17 protein-coding genes are annotated in these 17,634 nt (G+C 70.3%); 3 read left to right on the forward strand and 14 right to left on the reverse strand.

The features are described from left to right. Positions 1–182: 182 nt before the first annotated feature. Positions 183–1,034, reverse strand: a complete 852-nt coding sequence (locus WMF17_RS26720) for a hypothetical protein (RefSeq protein WP_437643967.1) — start codon at positions 1,032–1,034, stop codon at positions 183–185. Positions 1,035–1,299: 265 nt separating this feature from the next. On the opposite strand from WMF17_RS26720, the gene WMF17_RS26725 reads away from it, so the two are divergent. Beyond that, on the forward strand, positions 1,300–1,959 hold the full coding sequence (locus WMF17_RS26725) for a hypothetical protein (RefSeq protein WP_437643969.1): 660 nt from the start codon (positions 1,300–1,302) through the stop codon (positions 1,957–1,959). Here the strand turns inward: WMF17_RS26725 and WMF17_RS26730 are convergent. From WMF17_RS26730 to WMF17_RS26780, 11 genes are all read right to left on the reverse strand, one after another. Next, entirely contained in the window at positions 1,954–2,253 is a 300-nt protein-coding gene (locus WMF17_RS26730; protein WP_437595993.1) for a type II toxin-antitoxin system RelE/ParE family toxin, read from the reverse strand. The genes WMF17_RS26725 and WMF17_RS26730 overlap by 6 nt on opposite strands. Then, the gene (locus WMF17_RS26735; protein ID WP_437573748.1) at positions 2,250–2,504 is read right to left on the reverse strand and encodes an addiction module protein; all 255 of its coding nucleotides are present in this window, start codon (positions 2,502–2,504) and stop codon (positions 2,250–2,252) included. The genes WMF17_RS26730 and WMF17_RS26735 overlap by 4 nt, the downstream gene beginning before the upstream one ends. Before the next feature lie 92 nt (positions 2,505–2,596). Continuing rightward, entirely contained in the window at positions 2,597–2,791 is a 195-nt protein-coding gene (locus tag WMF17_RS26740; protein ID WP_437477000.1) for a ferredoxin, read from the reverse strand. Next, positions 2,788–4,041 carry a cytochrome P450 gene (locus tag WMF17_RS26745; protein WP_437643971.1) on the reverse strand — a complete coding sequence of 418 codons (1,254 nt, stop codon included), beginning with the start codon at positions 4,039–4,041 and terminating at the stop codon, positions 2,788–2,790. The genes WMF17_RS26740 and WMF17_RS26745 overlap by 4 nt, the downstream gene beginning before the upstream one ends. Positions 4,042–5,451: 1,410 nt before the next feature. Further along, on the reverse strand, positions 5,452–6,816 hold the full coding sequence (locus WMF17_RS26750; RefSeq protein ID WP_437643973.1) for a hypothetical protein: 1,365 nt from the start codon (positions 6,814–6,816) through the stop codon (positions 5,452–5,454). A gap of 387 nt (positions 6,817–7,203) precedes the next feature. Continuing rightward, positions 7,204–7,845, reverse strand: coding sequence for a bifunctional 4-hydroxy-2-oxoglutarate aldolase/2-dehydro-3-deoxy-phosphogluconate aldolase (locus tag WMF17_RS26755; RefSeq protein WP_437595998.1), 642 nt, complete (start codon positions 7,843–7,845; stop codon positions 7,204–7,206). A gap of 8 nt (positions 7,846–7,853) precedes the next feature. Then, entirely contained in the window at positions 7,854–8,951 is a 1,098-nt protein-coding gene (locus tag WMF17_RS26760) for a PfkB family carbohydrate kinase (protein WP_437643975.1), read from the reverse strand. 110 nt (positions 8,952–9,061) lie between these two features. Next, positions 9,062–10,726 (reverse strand): MFS transporter, encoded by a 1,665-nt coding sequence (locus WMF17_RS26765; protein WP_437596000.1) that lies wholly within the window; start codon positions 10,724–10,726, stop codon positions 9,062–9,064. Then, positions 10,723–11,496: an SDR family NAD(P)-dependent oxidoreductase gene (locus WMF17_RS26770; protein WP_437596001.1), complete on the reverse strand. Its 774-nt coding sequence runs from the start codon at positions 11,494–11,496 to the stop codon at positions 10,723–10,725. Before WMF17_RS26770 ends, WMF17_RS26765 begins: the two co-directional genes overlap by 4 nt. Beyond that, positions 11,493–12,611, reverse strand: a complete 1,119-nt coding sequence (locus WMF17_RS26775; protein ID WP_437596002.1) for a hypothetical protein — start codon at positions 12,609–12,611, stop codon at positions 11,493–11,495. The genes WMF17_RS26770 and WMF17_RS26775 overlap by 4 nt, the downstream gene beginning before the upstream one ends. Further along, on the reverse strand, positions 12,608–13,849 hold the full coding sequence (locus tag WMF17_RS26780) for an enolase C-terminal domain-like protein (RefSeq protein ID WP_437596003.1): 1,242 nt from the start codon (positions 13,847–13,849) through the stop codon (positions 12,608–12,610). Before WMF17_RS26780 ends, WMF17_RS26775 begins: the two co-directional genes overlap by 4 nt. 706 nt (positions 13,850–14,555) lie before the next feature. Here WMF17_RS26780 and WMF17_RS26785 point away from each other — a divergent pair. Next, entirely contained in the window at positions 14,556–15,425 is an 870-nt protein-coding gene (locus WMF17_RS26785) for a PAS domain-containing protein (RefSeq protein WP_437596006.1), read from the forward strand. A gap of 49 nt (positions 15,426–15,474) precedes the next feature. Here WMF17_RS26785 and WMF17_RS26790 read toward each other — a convergent pair whose 3' ends face one another. Both WMF17_RS26790 and WMF17_RS26795 read right to left on the reverse strand, forming a co-directional pair. Next, complete coding sequence (locus WMF17_RS26790) at positions 15,475–16,074, reverse strand: antibiotic biosynthesis monooxygenase family protein (protein WP_437596007.1); 600 nt, start codon at positions 16,072–16,074, stop codon at positions 15,475–15,477. 37 nt (positions 16,075–16,111) lie between these two features. Next, positions 16,112–16,555: a hypothetical protein gene (locus WMF17_RS26795; RefSeq protein WP_437596008.1), complete on the reverse strand. Its 444-nt coding sequence runs from the start codon at positions 16,553–16,555 to the stop codon at positions 16,112–16,114. Positions 16,556–16,918: 363 nt separating this feature from the next. On the opposite strand from WMF17_RS26795, the gene WMF17_RS26800 reads away from it, so the two are divergent. Beyond that, a complete protein-coding gene (locus WMF17_RS26800) occupies positions 16,919–17,560 on the forward strand; it encodes a hypothetical protein (protein ID WP_437596009.1) in 642 nt (213 codons plus the stop codon). Positions 17,561–17,634: the final 74 nt, after the last annotated feature.

Consider the following 17,634-nt stretch of genomic DNA (forward strand, 5'->3'; position numbering starts at 1 on the left):
CGTCGACGCGGACCGCGCGGATACGCGACAGATCGGCGACGGGGATGGCACGCGGCGCTTCACGAGCGGCGATTCGCCCTTGACACCTCGAATCGCTTCGAGTTTCGGCAGACGAAGCGAGCACTCACAGTGCGGATGAGCCCGCCGTGAACACCGCGCGCCCACAAGGGAGCCATCTCGGCTCACGCCACGGGGAGCTGCTCCGCGACCCACGCCTCCCAGTCCGGCGGCATGCGCGTGGCGTCGAGGTAGCGGCGGAGCTGGTCGGCGTCATCGAAGGCCGACATTCCCCACAGGCGGAACGCGTCGACATAACCCATGTCGTCCTCGAAGGAGTCGGCGAAATCGGCGAGCGACAGGCCGAGCTGCCAGGGCGCCTTCACGTGCCCGGCGCAGAGCACTCGGGCGAGCGACAGGAGCCCGCGGTGAGGATCGAGCATGCCAGCGTCCCCTGTCTCGAGCGCCTGTGCGCACGCTCGCCAGCTCTCCGGCACGCCGGGGGGCGTCCATCCGCTGCCTTTCCGGAGCTCGGCGACCTGGCGCGACCAGAACCAGAGCTCGCGGGTGTTGTAGCGGGCCGCGTCCTCGGGCGTCGGGTACATCTCCCACGGCCAGCTCAGCTCCTTCTGCTGGGCGAGCCAGGTGGTGAAAGCGACGTCGGACGCGATGAGCCCCTGTTCCAGGAGCGCGGAGCGGCGCTGGACCACCGCAGTCGGGTCGTCCTCGTCGCTGTCGTCCTCGTCGCTGTCGTCCTCGTCGCCACCCTCCGCGGGGTACAGGACATCGTGAACGGCGTCTGCCCAGCTGATGGGAGCGGGCGGGTGGCGTCGCAGGTAGGCGATGCGGCTCTCGGGATCCGGGGCAAGCTGCTCGAGGAAGACGCCCCACAGCCCCATCCAGTCCTCACCTGCGCCCATTCGCCAACCGAGGGTGTGGCGCTCGTAGTCGGGGAAGCGCTCCCATGGCGGAGCGAGATCGCCGCGCGGGTCGAGATGCTCGCGGAGGCGGGAGCGACAGCTCTCTTTCCAGCTCATGACGGCAGCATACAGCACACGACGCGAGCCGTCGTGGACGGCGTCGAGCCATACGGCTCGACCGTCCGATCCGGGATGGACGAGACAGCGCCCGTCCGGCGCCGCCGCGACGAAACCGGCGACGCCGCCCCGCGTAGGAGCGGTGGGTGCGCTGCGCCCGGAGGGCCTCGACGAGGTCATCCAGGGCGATGCGGTCGCGCAACCCGCGCGCGAGCGCGCAGCTTCCAACCGGAGTATCCCTCCCCCGTCCAAGGACTGACCCCCAATGAGCCCCCTGAGACATCTTCAAGGATGGTCCCTGCTGCGCACGAGCCTGCTGATCATCGCGGCCGTCGCGGTCGCGATCCTGTGGCGCAGCGACTTCTCGGTGGATGGCGTGCGCATGGTCCTGCGGACGACGGCGCGCACCTCCCTGGCGCTGTTCCTGCTGGCCTTCACCGCGTCGGCGGCGTTCCGCCTGTGGCCCAGCACCTTCACGCGCTGGCAGCGCGCCAACCGCCGCTACCTTGGCCTGTCGTTCGCGGGCTCGCACGCCATCCACGCGCTGGCCATCATGGCGTATGCCTTCATGGATCCGGTGCTCTATCACTCGCGGGTCCCGCCATCGACCCATGTGATCTCGGGCCTCGGCTACGTCTTCATCCTCGCGATGGCCGTCACGTCCTTCAGGCGCACCGCGGCCTGGCTCGGCCCCCGGGCGTGGAAGGCGCTTCATCTCGCGGCATCCTATTATCTGTGGCTGTCATTCATGAACTCCTTCGGCAAGCGCGCGGCGTCGGACCCGTTCTACTGGCCGTTCGCGGGCCTTGTCGTGGCCGCGTTGCTGATCCGCATCGTCGGCAAGACCCCGGGTCTTGCCGCGGATCCAGCGAGTGATGAGCTGCCGCGGGCTCGGTCGAGGACGCCCGCCCCGACCCTGCTATGAAGAGATTCGGCTCTTCCAGTATCCAGGTTCGCGGCGAGCGTGCATCACAGCGATGATAACGATGTGCTCGCTCGAGAGCCGGTAGATCAACGCGTAAGGGAACTTGCGCAGGTTCCACCGCCGCACGTCATCCTCGATCCGCGCCGCGGCGTCAGGGTTCCGTCGAGCGAAACCGACGGCCGCCTCGAACGCATCGACGAACCGCGATGCCGCCTCGGGCGACAGCTCGAGATAATGGTCGACCGCCTCTTCGAACTCCTGAAGCGCACGCGGGTGGAACCGGAACCGCCTCACTGCCGGCGCGCATCGATCCGGGCGCGCGCATTGCGGAGGACGTCCTCGCCGTCCACGAGCTGCACCGTCCCTGCCTCGACCTCCGCTGCTCGCCTTCGGATCTCCTCGATCTGCCCTGATGCGAGAGGCCAGCTCTCCTCGGGGTGGAGGCTCTCCCAGATCCGGTAGGCCACGAGCTCACGCAGCGCCGGCGGGAGGGCGAGCGCCAGATCTGTCAACCTGTCCACTTCGGCGTCCACGTCGGCAGGCATGCGATCCGATCTCCTCTTGCGGAGCGCGATCCTACCACGAACGGCGACGTGGGCGACCCTTTCCGGCGCGCGCGCCCTCCCCCGGATACCCCTTAATCCACGATCTCGAGCGCTCGCCGCGGGCACGCCCGCACCGCCCGCTCGACCTTCGGCCGCAGCGCCGGGTCCACCTCGTCCAGCAGGACGTGGAGCCGATCCTCCTCGTCCACGCGGAAGGCCTCCGGCGCGACCCGCATGCAGGCCTGGTTGGCCTCGCAGAGATCCCGGTCCACGACGACCCGGCTCATCCGCCCACCCCGGACCGAGCCGCGGGCGTCACCGCCACGCGCAGCGACGAGAGCTTGCGGAGGATCGGGTGCCGCGCGTACGTGGGCTCTCCGATGACCCGCATGTCCGCGTAGCGGCGCATCAACGTCCCGATGGCGACCTCGCCCTCGAGCCGCGCGAGCGAGGCGCCCAGGCAGTAATGCGGCCCGAGGCCAAAGCTCAGGATCTCCTCGGACTGCCGCCGCGGGTCGTAGCGGTCCGCGTCGGGGATGGCGCGAGGATCGCGCAGCGCCGCCGGCAGGATCGCGACGAGGGTCGACCCCCTGCCCATGCGCACGCCGCCGATCTCGACGTCCTCCGTGCAGTACCGCACGATCCCTCCCTTGCCGAAATTGTCGAAGCGCAGGAGCTCGTCCATCGCGCCGCGCAGGAGCGCGGGCTCGGCCCGCACCGCCGCCGCGCGCTCGGGCACGCAGAGCAGCGACATGACGCCGAAGCAGATGAAATGCACCGTGGTCTCCGAGCCGGCAGCGAGGATCGTGGCGACGAGCCCGAGCATCTCGTCCTCGCTCAGCCGGTCCCCCTCGGCCTCGGCGCGGATGAGCGTGCTCAAGAGATCGTCGCCCAGGCGGTCGCGCCGCTCGGCGATGAGCTCGCGGAGGAGCTCCACGCCCGCAGGCACCGGGGCGACGACCGCCGCGAACGTCTCGGGGGTGAGGCGCGGGTCGACGGTCCTGATGAGCGCCTCGCCGAAGTCCCGGAAGATCTTCTCGTGCGTTCCCGGGATGTCGAGCATCGAGGCGACGACGCGCAGGGGGATGAAATCGGCGAACTCCGCGATCTCGATCTCGTCCTTGCCCTCGAACGGCGCGAGCGCCTCGTCGACCGTGCGCTGGATCATCGGGCGCAGGCGGTCGATCGCGCGCGGGGTGAAGGCAGGGCTCACGGCCCGGCGGACGCGCGCGTGGTCCTTGGGTGCGAGGCGGAACAGCGAGTGCTCGAACGGCGCGCGGCTCGGCTCCGGCAGCCCCGCCTCGGGCGCGGGCAGCCCGGCCGCCGCGGGATCGGTCGCGAGCCGCGGATCGCGCAGCACGCTCGCCACATCGTCGAAGCGGCTCACCACATAGGACTGCGCATCCGGCCAGAAATACACAGGCGCGGACTCGCGCAGCTCCGTGTACGCGGGGTAAGGGTCCGCGTCGAACCCCGGCGCGTCCGGCTTGAAGTGGAGCACCGGACATCCCTTTGCGGCTCGATTCGGCGTCATCATCGTCCCTCCTTCACGCGCGGAGACGGGCACCCCTCCGATCTCCGCCGGCGCCCCTCGCAGCCAGCGCGATCGGCGAGCGAGCCCACCATCGCGGCGACAAGCATACCCACGAACCGAGGAGAAGGTGCAGCTCGAATGGCGCAGGGAGCATCGATCCGGCGCGGCGCACCACGGGGTCTCTCGCGGGGGAAGCGCTTCCCTCGCGGCCCCGAGCGCGCCGAGCGACCCACCGGGAGCCCGATGCGCGCTCGTTCGATCGCATTGCGGAGGAAGAGCCCCGATCGTGCACACTCGTCCCCTGTTCTCCTTCTCATGTGAGCAGGAGAAGCAGCTGGGTCCCCACACCGCACGAGACACCGGCCCGGTTTCCGCTCTCGTCAGAGATTGTGCTCTATGCGGCGCTCCCGGGCCGGTTATTCCTGGGCTTGCTCGATCGGACGAGGGGATGCCCCTCGCGGGACACACGTCGAGCCCATCGCTGCCCAGGAGCCCCTCAGTCCTCCAGGGGATAGCAGGACCCGGCCAAGCAAATGCAGGTCTCGGAGAATCCGCACGCACAATCGCTGTCCTCGACGCACTCATCGCCCATGCACTGGCCCTCCCCGTCGCACTGCTCCTGCCCCCCCCAGCCGCACGGCATCCCTCGCTGAACGGGCTCCGTCAGGCAGGCACCGTCGATGCAGATGTGCTCCGCACATTCCGTCGAGGAGTCGCAATCGGCGTCATCCACGCACTCTGCCGACGCGCATTCGCCAGCCTCGTCGCAGTCCCCGCCTGGGCACGAGCACCCCGCCGGCACGCATTGGCCAGCCTCATCGCAGATCCCTCCTGGGCACGACGACCCTGGCTGGGGCGAGTGCTCGGGCGTCACCCCGGCGCAGGCGTCGACGGTGCAGGGATTGCCATCGTCCGGGAGCTCGTCCGCGGGGACCCCCTTCCGAGCGCCGCGGCCATCGCAGACCGTCCGCTGGCAATCGCCCGCCACCGGCTCGATCTCGGTCCCCTCCGGCAGCAGCGCCGCGCCGCACCTGCCGTCGACGCACGCCGAGATCTGGCATGGATCCGCCGGAGCAGGGCAATCCGACGGCACAGCGCAGCTCCCCCCGGAATCAGGGTTCGAGGCACCAGCGCCGCCGCTCCCCCCGTCGCCGAAGTTGCGTTCCTCGACCTCGCATCCGGTCACCGACGCGCCGAACCCGGCCATCGCGGCAATCAGGAGGAGCTGGAAAGAACCAGCGGTGCTGCGACGATCACAGCGCCACTGTCGATTTACAGGGACATAAGATGGCGACATGGGTCATTGTAATGCAGGACGCGCCCGCTGGCGAAGCGAGTGCCCCCATGCTCGTCGCGCGCGAAGCAGGGTGGCTCGACCCGGCCCGGCTTGAGGGCGACGCGGCCGAGCGCCGCTCAGAAGAAGCTGTAGAGGGACAGCTTGAAGCGCTCGTTTGTCGCGGTCACGTCGTCGGCGAACGTCTGCTCCGAGCGCTGGAACGAGAGGCCCGCGCGGAGGGCCGGCAGGATGTCGACGAACAGGTTGCCATCGATGTAGCGCGACTCGCGGAAGGCGGTGCGAAGGTCCCTGTAGCCGTGCTCCGCCGTGATCCGATCCGACCAGCCCTGGGTATAGTTGGCGGAGAGGGAGACGCGGCCCGAGGGGGGCAGATAGTACTGGAGCCCGACCATCATCCCGCGCCAGCCGATGGTCTTGAGGTCGTTGTTCGCGTCGTACACCGCGAGGCCGTTGTCGATGTCCGGCGTGTAGGGCGCGCCGTCCGGGAGCGGCGGGTTCGGCACGTTGCTCGCGACGCCCACGATGTCCGCGATGCCCGTGCCGGAGAAGAACGAGCCGGTCAACGTCAGCGCATTGCCCGGGTCGTCGAGCGCGCTCGCCGGGATGATCGGGATCAGCGCGTCGACCGAGATCCCGTAGCCGTTGGCAGACCTCGAGTGGAGCGGGGCGGCGGTGTGCTCGGCCACCTTCAAGTGGCGGAACAGGCCCGAGACGCCGAGGGTCAACGAGTCGAACAACATCCCGCCGGCGCCCAGCGTGTGAATGCCCTTCCAGCCGTTGAAGCCGAAGCGCATGCCCGCCTGGAAGTCGGGCACCTCGGAGTCGCGCTGCGGCGGCTTGACGACGGCCGCCGCGATCTCGACGTTGACCGGCTCCGACTTGAAGGTGTGGCCGACGCGCACCTGCGGCATCCTGCCGAAGACCTGGTTCATCACCGGGAAGAACGACGACGTGGCCGGGAAGAAGAACGGCTGCCACGCGAACAGGTGATAGGTCTGGCCAATCACCACGTCGACGTAATCCGACTCCAGCTTGACGAACGCCTGGCGCAGGCGGAAGGTGCCGCTGCTCACCAGCGCGGCTTCCGAGACGTTGGGCGGCTGGCTGCCGAAGAAGTCGAGCTCCAGGACGGAGGTGGCCTTGATCCCCTCGTACTCGGGCGCGCTCACCTTGACGCCAAGGCGGGAGTTCCGCGTCGTGAAATGCGTGCGGGCGTGCCTGCCCGCATAGGTGTCCTCGCGCTGGATCACCGTGGCCCCCACCGACTCGCCGAAGCTCTGGGTGGAGTCGTGCATGATGTCGAACTCCGCCATCCCGTAGATCGTGGCTTTCCACTTGGAGGTCACGGGAGCGGCGGCCGGAACGGGCGGCTTGGCCGACTCCACCGGAGGGACCGGCTCCGGCGCCGCAGCCGCAGGCCCGGTGCCCGCCATCGGCGGAGGCGTGGCCGGCGCCTGCGTGCCCGTCGGGAGCTGCGTCATGCCGGCGTCCGCCGGCTGGGGGGCTTGCGCCGCCTCAGCCGGGGCCGGAGCCGCCGCCTCAGCCGGGGCCGGAGCCGCCGCCGCAGCCGGGGCCGGAGCCGCCGCCCCCGGAGGCGGCGCCGGCGGGGGAGCCTGGCCATGCGCCGCCGCCGCCGCGAAGAGAATCGACGCACCGAATAGGTTCGCAACCTTCGATTGGTTCATGTTCGAAGCCCCTGATGTTCGACGGCGCCGGGGATCCTCGCGAGCGCCGCAAGTAATTGATTTTGTTATATTTTTACGTCACACCGGGCGGATCACGGCCCGGGCGTCTTGATCATCACGGCTGCCCGGCGGCGCAGACCGGGGTCGAAACGACGAACGGCGTTCGCGCCTGCTGTGTCCGCCTCAAGCCGGGCGGACGGCCTCGCGGAATGCGCGGGCCCGGGCGACGAGCTCGTCGCGCCGCCCCTCGCGCAAGAGCTTGAGATCCACGAGATTGCTGCCGACGCCGACGGCCACCGCGCCCGCGGCGAGAAAAGAGCCCACGTTCTGCAGCGTCGCGCCGCCGGTGGGCATGAGCGGGATGTGCGGCAGAGGCGCCTTGAGCGACTTGAGGTACGACGCGCCGCCGAGCGCGTCGCAGGGGAACACCTTCACGACGTCCCCGCCCGCCCGGTGCGCCGCCACGACCTCGGTCGGCGTGAGCGCGCCGGGGGCGTGGACGACGTTCATGGCGAGGCACGCCTTCACCGTCGCCTCGTCGAGCGCGGGGCTGACGACGAAGCGCGCCCCGGCCTCGACGCACGCCTCGGCGGTGCGGGCGTCGAGCACGGTGCCCGCGCCGACAAGGGCCCGATCGCCGTGGCGCGCGGCGATCTCGCGCACGACCTCCACCGCGCCGGGCACGGTCATCGTGATCTCGAGGACGTCGATCCCGCCGTCGAGGAGGGCCTCGACCGCCTGCAGCGCCTCGTCGGCCGAGCCCGCGCGCACGACAGGCACGATGCGCGTGCGCCCGATCCAGCCGAGCACGGCTTGCTTGTTCATCGGCCCGCTCATCGATCCACCCGCGCCGTGCCCAGCTTCATCGCCTTGAGTACCTCGTCAAGGGTCGCCATCGTCGTGTCGCCGGGCGTCGTCATCGCGAGCGCCCCGTGCGCCGCGCCGCAGTCGACGGCCCACTGCGGGCCCTGACCCGCGAGGAAGCCGTAGATCAGGCCCGAAGCGAACGAGTCGCCGCCGCCCACGCGGTCGTAGATCTCGAGGTCCTTGCGCTCGGGCGCCTGGTACAGCTGGCCGCCCTCGTACAGCACCGCGCTCCAGTCGTTGCGCGTCGCCGAGGTCGCCACACGCAGGGTCGTCGCGACCGCCTGGATGTTCGGGAACGCCGCGATGACGCGCTCGATCATGGCCTCGAACGCGCCCACGTGGAGCGTCCTGTGCGCGTCGTCGAGGTCCTCGACCTCGAAGCCGAGGGCCGCGGTGAAGTCCTCCTCGTTGCCCAGCATCACGTCGACGTACGGCGCGAGCGCGCGGTTGACCTCCCGCGCGCGGGCCTGGCCGCCGATCGACCTCCAGAGCGAAGGGCGGTAGTTCAGATCGTAGGAGACGACGACCCCGCGCCGCCTGGCCGACTCCATGGCCTCCTTCGCGACGTCCGGCGTGGTCTCGGAGAGCGCGGCGAAGATGCCGCCGGTGTGGAACCACCTCGCGCCCTCCCGACCGAAGATCGCGTCCCAGTCGATGTCGCCGGGCTTCAGCTGCGACGCGGCGGTGTGGCCGCGGTCCGAGACGCCCACCGCCCCGCGGATGCCGAAGCCCCGCTCGGTGAAGTTCAGGCCGTTGCGCACGGTCCGCCCCACGCCGTCGTGGGGCACCCAGCGGAGGTGCGAGATGTCCACGCCGCCCTGCAGCATGAGATCCTCGATGAGGCGCCCGACCGGGTTGTCCGCGAGGGCGGTCACGATGGCCGACCGGAGCCGGAAGCAGCGGCGGAGGCCGCGGGCGACGTTGTACTCGCCGCCGCCCTCCCAGGCGTGGAAGCCGCGCGCGGTCGAGATCCGACCGTCGCCTGGATCGAGGCGCAGCATGACCTCGCCGAGGGAGACGAGGTCCCAGCGGCAGGCAGCAGGATCGCGGAGCGTGAAGGGCATGGTTCACCGGCAGGAGCGCTGGCCGCGCGACGGAGGGGCCGAGTCGCGGAGGAGGGCGCGAGGGGACGTGAGAGCCGCGGAGAGGCGATGAGGCTCGCCGGGGGCGGAGCTCACGGGTTGCCTCCCGGCGCTGCGGACGACTGCACCTCTGCGACGGACGGGCCCGTATAGCCCTTGGCGCCGGCGCCCCTGGACTCGACGATGGGCCGCCCGTCGCGGTCGAGCTTGACGAGCTCGGCCTTGGTCCCCTGGGCCGTCGGCCAGAGATACCAGCGCGCGTCCATCCAGCCCACGTGAGCGGCGGGGCCCTCGACCGGCGCGCCCGTCGCGCCGAGCTGGGCGGACCGCGTCGCGCGGTACTCGGCGACGGAGTCGTACGGAGGACGGTTGAGGGCGAACTGCAGGGCCGCGATGCTGGCCAGCATCGCCAGGCCGCCGGCGACGATCGCCGCCTTCGGCACCCGCCGCCTGGGCACGACCGGCTCGACCCGCGGCAAGAGGAGGTGCAGCACGAGCAGCCCGACGAGGTACAGGCTGCCTGCGAGCAGGAACGGCACGGCGTACGAGCCGGTGAGCGTGAGCGACCGGGCCACGAAGATCTGGAAGATCGCCCCGCCGACGACGCCGAACGCGGTCTTGATGCCGACCACCGTCGCCATCGCGGGGCGAGGCAGGGTGTCCGAGACGAGCGTGTAGAGATTGCTGCTCCAGCCCTGATGCGCCGCCGCGGCGAGCGAGATGAGCCCGACGGCGATGTACACCGACGGGATGCCGGCGACGCTCGGGACGTCGACGAGCTGGCCGACGGCCATGACGGGCACCGCGGCGAGCGCGCAGGCGAGCATCGCGAGCTTCCGCGCCGTGCCGACCGAGCGGCCGCTCGCGATGAGCTTCGAGGAGAGCCAGCCGCCGCCGATCGCGCCGCCGTCGGCCACGATGAACACGACCGGGATCGCGTAGGCCATGAACATCGGCGTCAGCTTGAACTCGCCGACGAGGAACTTCGGCAGCCAGGTGAGATAGAACCACCACGGCGCGTCGGTGAAGAACTTCGCCATCGCGACCGCGTAGACGGGCCGCATCCCGAACACCTCGCTGATGCCGAGGGCCTCGGTCGACTCCTTCGCGTCGGAGCGGATGTGCGCGAGCTCCGCGGGCGACACCTTCGGGTGCTCCTCGGGGCGCCGGTAGAGGCGCGTCCAGAAGAAGATCCACACGACGCCGATCCCGCCGAGGAAGAGGAAGCAGGCGCGCCAGCCGTACGCCTCCGCGATGCGCACCGCGAGGAGCGGGGCGAGGATGGCGCCGACGTTCGAGCCGCAGTTGAACAGGCCGGTCGCGAGCGCCCTCTCCTTCTTGGGGAACCACTCGGCGACGGTGCGGACGGCGGAGGGGAAGTTGCCCGCCTCGCCGACCCCGAGCAGGAAGCGGATCGCGGCGAAGCCGCTGAAGCTGCCGACGAAGGCGTGGGCCGCAGAGGCGACGTTCCAGAGCAGGAACGTCACGGTGAGCCCCTTGCGGGTGCCGACGCGGTCGATCCAGCGCCCGACGAACACCATGCCGAAGCCGTAGGCGAGCAGGAAGCTCACGTTGATGAGCGCGAGGTCCGTCGGCCCGAGGCGCAGCTCGTCCTCGAAGAACGGGACGAGCAGCGAGAAGAGCTGCCGGTCGAGGTAGTTGATCGTCGTCGCGAAGAAGAGGAGCGCGCAGATGGTCCAGCGGGTGCGCGTCATCACGCCGCCGCTCGCCGGGACCACGGGAGATGCAGCGGTCATTGGTTCACCCCAGAAGCTAGAAAGCCACCGTCGACTGCGATGCTCGTGCCGGTGATGAAGCTCACCGCGTCAGAGCAGAGGAAGAGGGCCGCGCCGATCAGCTCCTGCGTCTCGCCGAAGCGGCCGAGCGGCGTGCGGGCGAGCAGCTCCTGCCCGCGCGCGGTGCCGTCGAGGAGGGCGCGGTTGAGGTCGGTCACGAAGACGCCCGGCACGAGGGCGTTCGTGCGGATACCGTGCTTCGCCCACTCGGCCCCGAGGCTCCGGGTGAGCGCCATCACGGCCGCCTTGGATGCGCCGTAGGCCGCCACCTCGTGGAACGCGACGAAGCTCGACAGCGAGGCGATGTTGACGATGCGGCCCCGGCCGCTCTCGCGCAGCGGGCCGTGGAACGACTGGCAGGCGCGCAGCATGCCCGTGACGTTCGTGTCGAGCAGGCTGTTCCACTCGGCGTCTCCGACGTCGACCGTGGGTGTGCGGAAGGTCCGGCCGGCGCAGTTGACGAGGATGTCGACGCCGCCGAGCGCCTGGACCACGCCGTCGCGCAGGGCGTCGAGGGACGCCCGGTCGCTGACGTCGCACGTCGCCTCGAGCGAGCGGACGCCCCGCTGGAGGATCTCGCCATGGACCGCCCGGGCCCGATCGGCGCGCGTGCCCGAGGCGACGGTGTGGACCCCCGCCTCGGCGAGGCCGAGGGCGATCGCGCGGCCGATGCCGGAGGTGCCGCCGATCACGACGGCCGTGCGGCCCGCGATGTCGAAGATTTGGGTCATGCTCCCAGCCATTCCCCGGCGATGCCGCCCAGGAGCGCGCGCGCGTCGCGCTCGATTTGCGCGTCGGTCGGCGGGACGGACATCGCGCCGTAGCGTCGCGAAAGCGCGTTGCCGATCGAGCGGCGCGCGTGGCGCCATTTGTAGATCAGCTGATCCAGGACGCGTGCGTCGGAGTGCTGCGGCACGAAGGTCGGCCCCAGCATCTCCAGCCGCATCGAGGTCGTCTCCTCGATGAGGCTCGGGTTGTTCATGAACCACCAGCAGCCGAACGGGAGGACGTTCGCGAACTTGCGCGCCACGACGCAGAGGCCGTGCGTGTTCTCGCGCGCGAGCGTCGTGACGAGGAAGCGGACGTCGGGGTTGTCGCCGGCGAGCCGCTCGAGCGGGGCCAGGTCGACGGTGCTCATGCCGTCGCCGGCCACGCCGAGGCGGGGGTTCACCGCGCGCCGGACGCCGACCATCATCGCGAACGGCAGGTCGTGCGCGCGGCACGCGTCCAGCACGGCCCGGGGCGGGGCCGAGACCTCGTTGACGGAGATCGCCAGGTAGCGCGGCCGCATGCGGGCGATCCACCGGTCGAGCTCGGCCGCGAGGTCGTTCGAGGTGACGAGGCGATCGATGCGCAGCGCCGCGTAAAACCGCGGATCGGGCGCGACGTCCGCCTCCCAGATCGCGCGCTCCGCGGGGTCGGTCGGGTCGTTCGTCATCGCGAGCGCGGTCACGCCCGCGAGGCGCAGCACGTCCTCCAGGTGCTCCTCGACCTTGCGCGCGGCGAAGAAGGCGCGCGCGTCGCGCAGGTCGGGCGCGGCGGGGTCGAGCCCGAACGCGTCGAGCACGGTGGCGACCCCCGCGGTCGCCTCGGACAGCGGCGATCGGCGGACGAAGAGCGCCTCCCACACGAGATCGGCCTGCGCCGTCTTGTCGCGGGCGTAGAACGCCTCGGGCGCGACCTTCGGCTCGGCGCGCAGGGTCTCGGCGACGAGGTAGTGATAGGTCAAGAGCTCGTCGACGCCCCAGAGGTTCAGCGTGTTGAACTGGGGGGCGAAGAGGTGAGTGTGGAGATCGATGACGGGCGCGGCGGCGACCGCCTTGGCCACGCGTTCGGCGAGGGTCATCTCGGCACCTCGGGGATTCGGTCGTCCTTGGGATCGGCCCAGCGATCGTTCGGCACGGTCGCGCACCAGGCCGGGCGCAGCGGATCTCTGTCGTAGGGATAGGAGCCCAGGCGGCGGTATTCCTCGGCGTAGTGGGCGAGCTTGTCGCGATCGAGGCGGACGCCCAGGCCGGGGCCCTCGGGGACGCGAATACGGCCGTTCCGGTAGGGGAGCGGGCCTCCCCGGATCACGTCGTCTTTGAGGTGGTGGTAGTGCGCGTCGGCGGCGAACGAGAGGTTCGGGATGACGGCGCCGAGGTGCAGCATCGTCGCGAGCTGCACGCCGAGCTCGCCCGAGGAGTGGACGGCGACGCCGAGGCCGAAGGTCTCGCAGATGCCCGCCGCCTTCACGCAGGGCCGGATGCCGCCCCAGAACGTCGTGTCGAGGAGGATGACGTCCACCGCCGTGTCCAGCACGTTCGCGGCGAGCTGCTCGAAGCCGACGACGACGGTGTTCGTCGCGAGCGGCATCCGCACCTTCTCCCGGGTGCGGCGCATCGCGTGCAGGCCGAACACGGGGTCTTCCAGGTAGTCGTTGTTCAGATCCTCGATCGCCTGCCCGAAGCGGATGCCCTGTTCCGTCGACCAGACGGCGTTCGGGTCGAAGCGGACGCGATCTTCCCCGACGGCGTCGGCCACCGCGCGGTAGCACTCGAGCTCGTAATCCGGGTGGAACACGCCGCCCTTGAGCTTGTGCGAGGTGAACCCGTGCTTCTTCTTCAGCGCCCTCGCCTCGTCGGCGATCTGCTTCGGCGTGCGCACCTCGCCCGATCCATCGGCGTTCGGGTAGCGGAAGAAGAGGTAGGACGCGAAGGGGACCTCGTCCTGCAGCTTGCCGCCGAGGAGGTCGTGGACCGGCACGCCGAAGGCCTGCCCGAGCAGGTCGAGGCAGGCGAACTCCAGCGCGGCGAGGATCTGGGTGCGGTTGTTGTAGAGCGAGGCCGTCGGGTTCGCGATCCTGAACCGCATCTCCTCGAGGCGGGCGGGGTCGTGGCCCACGAGGTAGGCCTTCATGGCGCGGAACACCGCCTCGGCCGACTCGCCGCCGCCGCCCATCTCCCCGAGGCCGATCAGCCCGTTGTCCGCCTCGACCTCCACGATCGTGCGCACGAAGCGGCCCCAGTGGCAGCCGTTCGCGTGGCGCAGCGGCGCCTCGAGCGGCACGGTGACGGTGGTGGCGCGGATGTCGACGATTCTCATGCAGGATGGGGCTCCCGTGGCCCCAGCTTTCCGGTGGGTTGGACGAAGGGTACCCGACGCGCAGTGGTGCCTGCAGGGCGCGCCATCGCCCGATCGGCTCCAGCGTGCAAGACCCGATCAGCGGCTGTGACGCATAAAATTGCAGCAAATCCGCGTAAACGCCGGCGTTGCTGTGCGGCGCCGGTGAATTCCCCCACCGAGACGAATTGATCACGCGTCGATCTGAAATGTGCGATCTCCGCCACCTCGCCGACAAAGTCGCCCGATCAGACCGCCGAGGGGGCTCTGCAGCGCTGCGCGAGAGTTAGAGAAGGAGAGGAACCGCCAAGAGCGCCAAGAGCGCCAAGAGAAGAAATTTTCACAACCACCGTTGACACCTCGCCATGTCCCCGGCTCCGCGGAGAGCGCCGCCCCGAGATCGCCCCCCGCGCCGCTCGGTGGACCTCGCGGTGACGGTGGCGGACGAGCTGCCGGCCGGCACGCGACCGCTCGCGCGGAGCTCCGTCGGCCTCACCACGGCGCCGCTCGTCAAGCTCCACGCAGATATGTAGTGACCGTTAGAAAGACGAAGTACGTTCAAGACGTTATGGCGTGCGCCAATACCTCTTCGTCGCTTGGCGTGGTACCCCGCCCGTTTCTGTCCTTGCGGCGCGATCCACAATGGCTGATAACGAGAGGCTGACCGGGGGGAGATGGGTTTGGCTGCATGGCGTTCAAGCTCCCTTGCATCGACGTCTCTGACTGGAAGACTTTCGAGCTGCTCCAGCTCGTCATCGACACCATCCCGGATCCCATCTTCGTCAAGGATCGGCAACACCGCTGGATCGCCTGCAACCCGGGCTTCTGCAGGCTGATCGGGCAGCGCCACGAGGCCCTGATCGGCCGCAGTGACCCGGATTACTGGCCGAAGGAGCAGGCGGAGGTGTTCTGGAGCTACGACGATGTGGTCTTCGACTCCGGTGAGCCGAGCGAGAACGAGGAGAGCGCCACCGGCTCGGACGGGGTGACGCGCACGATCTGGACCCGCAAGTTCCCGATGAAGAACGCGCGGGGCGAGGTGGTCGGCCTCTGCGGGCTCATCACCGACATCACCGATCTGAAGCAGCGGCACATGGAGGCCGAGCGGATGGCGGCGGAGAACCGGGAGCAGCGGGCGATCATCGACGCGCAGTCGGCGATGCTCGATCGCATGGCGATGCCGGTCATCCAGGTCTGGCAGGGGATCCTGCTCATGCCGCTCGTCGGGGAGATCAACGACCAGCGCGCGGCCCAGGCGCTGGAGAGCCTGCTCGGCGCCATCGGGCAGCGGGGCGCGGAGTTCGTGATCCTCGACATCACCGGCGTGCCGATGATCGACACCGCCGTGGCGCGCCACCTGATCCGCGCCGTGCAGGCGGCGGAGCTGCTCGGCTGTCGGAGCGTGATGGTGGGCATCGGCCCGGAGATCGCGAGGACGCTGGTGAGCCTGGGCATCGACTTCGGCGGGATCTCCACGCAGAGCACGCTCCAGAGCGGGCTCGCCTACGCGATGAGCCGCCTCGGCGCGCAGCGCGCGGCGAGCGCGGCCGCCCGCTGATCCTCGACCGCGGCGGGCCGCGCCGCGGCGCAGCCGTCGCGGCGCGAGCTCACCGCGCCCGGGTCTCGCTCGCCTGGATGCGGCGGACCCCTTCCTCGAGGGTCACCTCGTCGGCGCCGGCCGCCTCCCAGTGGGTGACCGCATAGTTGGGCTCGACCAGCTCGTTCACGGCGTCCATCGCCGCCAGGTGGGCAGGGCTCATGACGAACTCGACCATCGCCTCGGTCGACGACCACACGGCCAGCGTGCGCCCGGAGCCGCAGGACGGCGACTGGCCCAGCTGGATCGCCACGAGGCCTGGCTGCGACGCGAGCTGCGCCTGAATCGCCCCGAAGTACTGCACGTATTTCTCCATCACGGCGTCGCCCGGCCTCGGGATCCCGTAGGTCGCGCTGACCGTGTACGACGAGCCCTCCGGGGGCGGCTGGAGCTTGCCCGTGGCGGGATCGACGCCGGGCCCGCTCAGCGGTTCCGCCTGCAGATCGGCCTCGAGCACGCCGCCTGTGCACTCGGCGGGGGGCGCGTCGGGGGGCGTCGCGCCGGCGTCGTTGCCGCATCCCGGCAGCATCACCCCGAGCGCCGCGAGGACCGCGGCGGCGAAGGCGCGCGAGGAGCGCTCGAGGGTCTCGTTCAACGTGCGTGTCGTCATGGTCATTGTCCTTTCTGGTTCGGGCGCTGCCAGGGGCTCAGTCGGCGCGCGAGACGACCCCGAACACGAGCTCGGGGAACGTCCGCGAGAGGCGGCTTGAGTGGAAATTCGTCTTGCGACCCATGCTCCGCACCTGCACCGGGGTGCCGGGCGGCGGCGCGTCGCCGACCGTGACAGCCCACGTGAGGGCCTCGCCGGTGCGCACGGCGACATAGGTGTACGAGCCGGCCGGGAGGCGCTCCTCGACGCGGCCGACGAGGAGCGCGCGATCGGCGCCGGACCGGGAGAGCTGGCCGAGGGGGTTCGCCGCCGCCACCGCCGCGAGAGGCCCCGAGGCCGCGGATGGCCGGTCCAGTTGCCACGCGAGCGCAAGGAAGAGCGCCGCGAAGACCATGAGGCCGAGGAGCGGCTTCACGAGCCGGCGCCGGGCAGATCGCGGCGCAGCGCTCCGCGCCGCGGGAGCAGGGGAGAGGGGCGTCATCGGTGACTCCTTGTGGGCGCGCCTCGGGCACCCCTTCGAGAGGTCGCCGCTGCGTGGCCGGATACACCTCCGTTCCCGGACGCCGGCGGAACGTTCAATCGACGCCGCGCTTTCGCTCGCGGCCGTTCCAGCACCCCGTGTCGTCGATGATGCAATGCGTTATATTCGCCACGATCGCACAGGATGCAGCGACGCAGGGGGACACAAGGGGGGCGGCGATCCTCCGACCTGCTGAACAAGGAGACGGATCGCGTGGATCGAGCGAGAAATGAACCGCCGCGACGCGAGGGGCGGTCCCAAGAGGCGGCTGTGCAGCCGCCCGGAACCATGTAGAATGACGGTGTCCTCAAAAAGGGGGTAGATTTGAGCCTGTCCGATTTCTTCAAGTCGCCGTTCAGCCGACGGTCCGACGTGTCGTCGCTGCCCTCGCCGCCGCTGGCACCGGAGGACGACGTGCCCGCACCGCCTTCTGAGGTCGATTTCGCGGCCATCCTGCTGGCCGCCGGCGTGAGCCCCGAGCAGCGGAGCAAGATCCTCAAGGCGCAGGAGCTCCTGAGGACGCTGCCCGGCGATACGCCCGCACCGGTGAAGCGGGACATCGTCGAGGCGGCATTCAAGGCCTTCGATGTCCCGACTCAGGAGATCGTGGCCGCAGCGTCGAAGCAGATCGAGGCGCTGAGGGCGTTCACGCGCACCGGCGAAGAGCACACGCAGGAGGTGCTCGCCGAAGGAAACCAGCAGATCAAGCTGCTGGAGTCCAAGATCGCCGGAGTGAAGGCGTCGATGGACCGCGAGGTCGCCGCGCAGGCGGTGCGCGCCAGATCCACGCTCGACCAGATCAACAAGGTGCAGCCGGTGCTGCAGTTCTTCGCGCGGGACGCGGCCGTCCCGGACCACCAGGCCGACCCCACGGTCACCTCGCCGGGGCCAGGGGAGTGGTCCCAGGGCGAAAGCGTGGACGTCCAGTTCGACGGGAGCCCCCTCACCGAGCAGCGTCGCGGATAGGTACCCTCGTCCAGCAGCCGGATCACGAAGGCGACAGGAGCGTCGCCGTCCGGCTCCATGACAGGATTGCGCCG

This window comes from Sorangium sp. So ce362 (genome assembly GCF_051519845.1).
In the GTDB taxonomy this organism is placed as follows: Bacteria; Myxococcota_A; Polyangia; order Polyangiales; family Polyangiaceae; genus Sorangium.

Coding starts and splice junctions, on each gene's coding strand:
- WMF17_RS26755 (WP_437595998.1), bottom strand. CDS start 7,845: ATGAACAAGCAAGCCGTGCTCGGCTGGATCGGGCGCACGCGCATCGTG.
- WMF17_RS26735 (WP_437573748.1), bottom strand. CDS start 2,504: ATGCCTGCCGACGTGGACGCCGAAGTGGACAGGTTGACAGATCTGGCG.
- WMF17_RS26770 (WP_437596001.1), bottom strand. CDS start 11,496: ATGACCCAAATCTTCGACATCGCGGGCCGCACGGCCGTCGTGATCGGC.
- WMF17_RS26725 (WP_437643969.1), top strand. CDS start 1,300: ATGAGCCCCCTGAGACATCTTCAAGGATGGTCCCTGCTGCGCACGAGC.
- WMF17_RS26775 (WP_437596002.1), bottom strand. CDS start 12,611: ATGACCCTCGCCGAACGCGTGGCCAAGGCGGTCGCCGCCGCGCCCGTC.
- WMF17_RS26790 (WP_437596007.1), bottom strand. CDS start 16,074: ATGACGACACGCACGTTGAACGAGACCCTCGAGCGCTCCTCGCGCGCC.
- WMF17_RS26720 (WP_437643967.1), bottom strand. CDS start 1,034: ATGAGCTGGAAAGAGAGCTGTCGCTCCCGCCTCCGCGAGCATCTCGAC.
- WMF17_RS26745 (WP_437643971.1), bottom strand. CDS start 4,041: ATGATGACGCCGAATCGAGCCGCAAAGGGATGTCCGGTGCTCCACTTC.
- WMF17_RS26780 (WP_437596003.1), bottom strand. CDS start 13,849: ATGAGAATCGTCGACATCCGCGCCACCACCGTCACCGTGCCGCTCGAG.
- WMF17_RS26750 (WP_437643973.1), bottom strand. CDS start 6,816: ATGACGCAGCTCCCGACGGGCACGCAGGCGCCGGCCACGCCTCCGCCG.
- WMF17_RS26785 (WP_437596006.1), top strand. CDS start 14,556: ATGGCGTTCAAGCTCCCTTGCATCGACGTCTCTGACTGGAAGACTTTC.
- WMF17_RS26760 (WP_437643975.1), bottom strand. CDS start 8,951: ATGCCCTTCACGCTCCGCGATCCTGCTGCCTGCCGCTGGGACCTCGTC.
- WMF17_RS26795 (WP_437596008.1), bottom strand. CDS start 16,555: ATGACGCCCCTCTCCCCTGCTCCCGCGGCGCGGAGCGCTGCGCCGCGA.
- WMF17_RS26740 (WP_437477000.1), bottom strand. CDS start 2,791: ATGAGCCGGGTCGTCGTGGACCGGGATCTCTGCGAGGCCAACCAGGCC.
- WMF17_RS26765 (WP_437596000.1), bottom strand. CDS start 10,726: ATGACCGCTGCATCTCCCGTGGTCCCGGCGAGCGGCGGCGTGATGACG.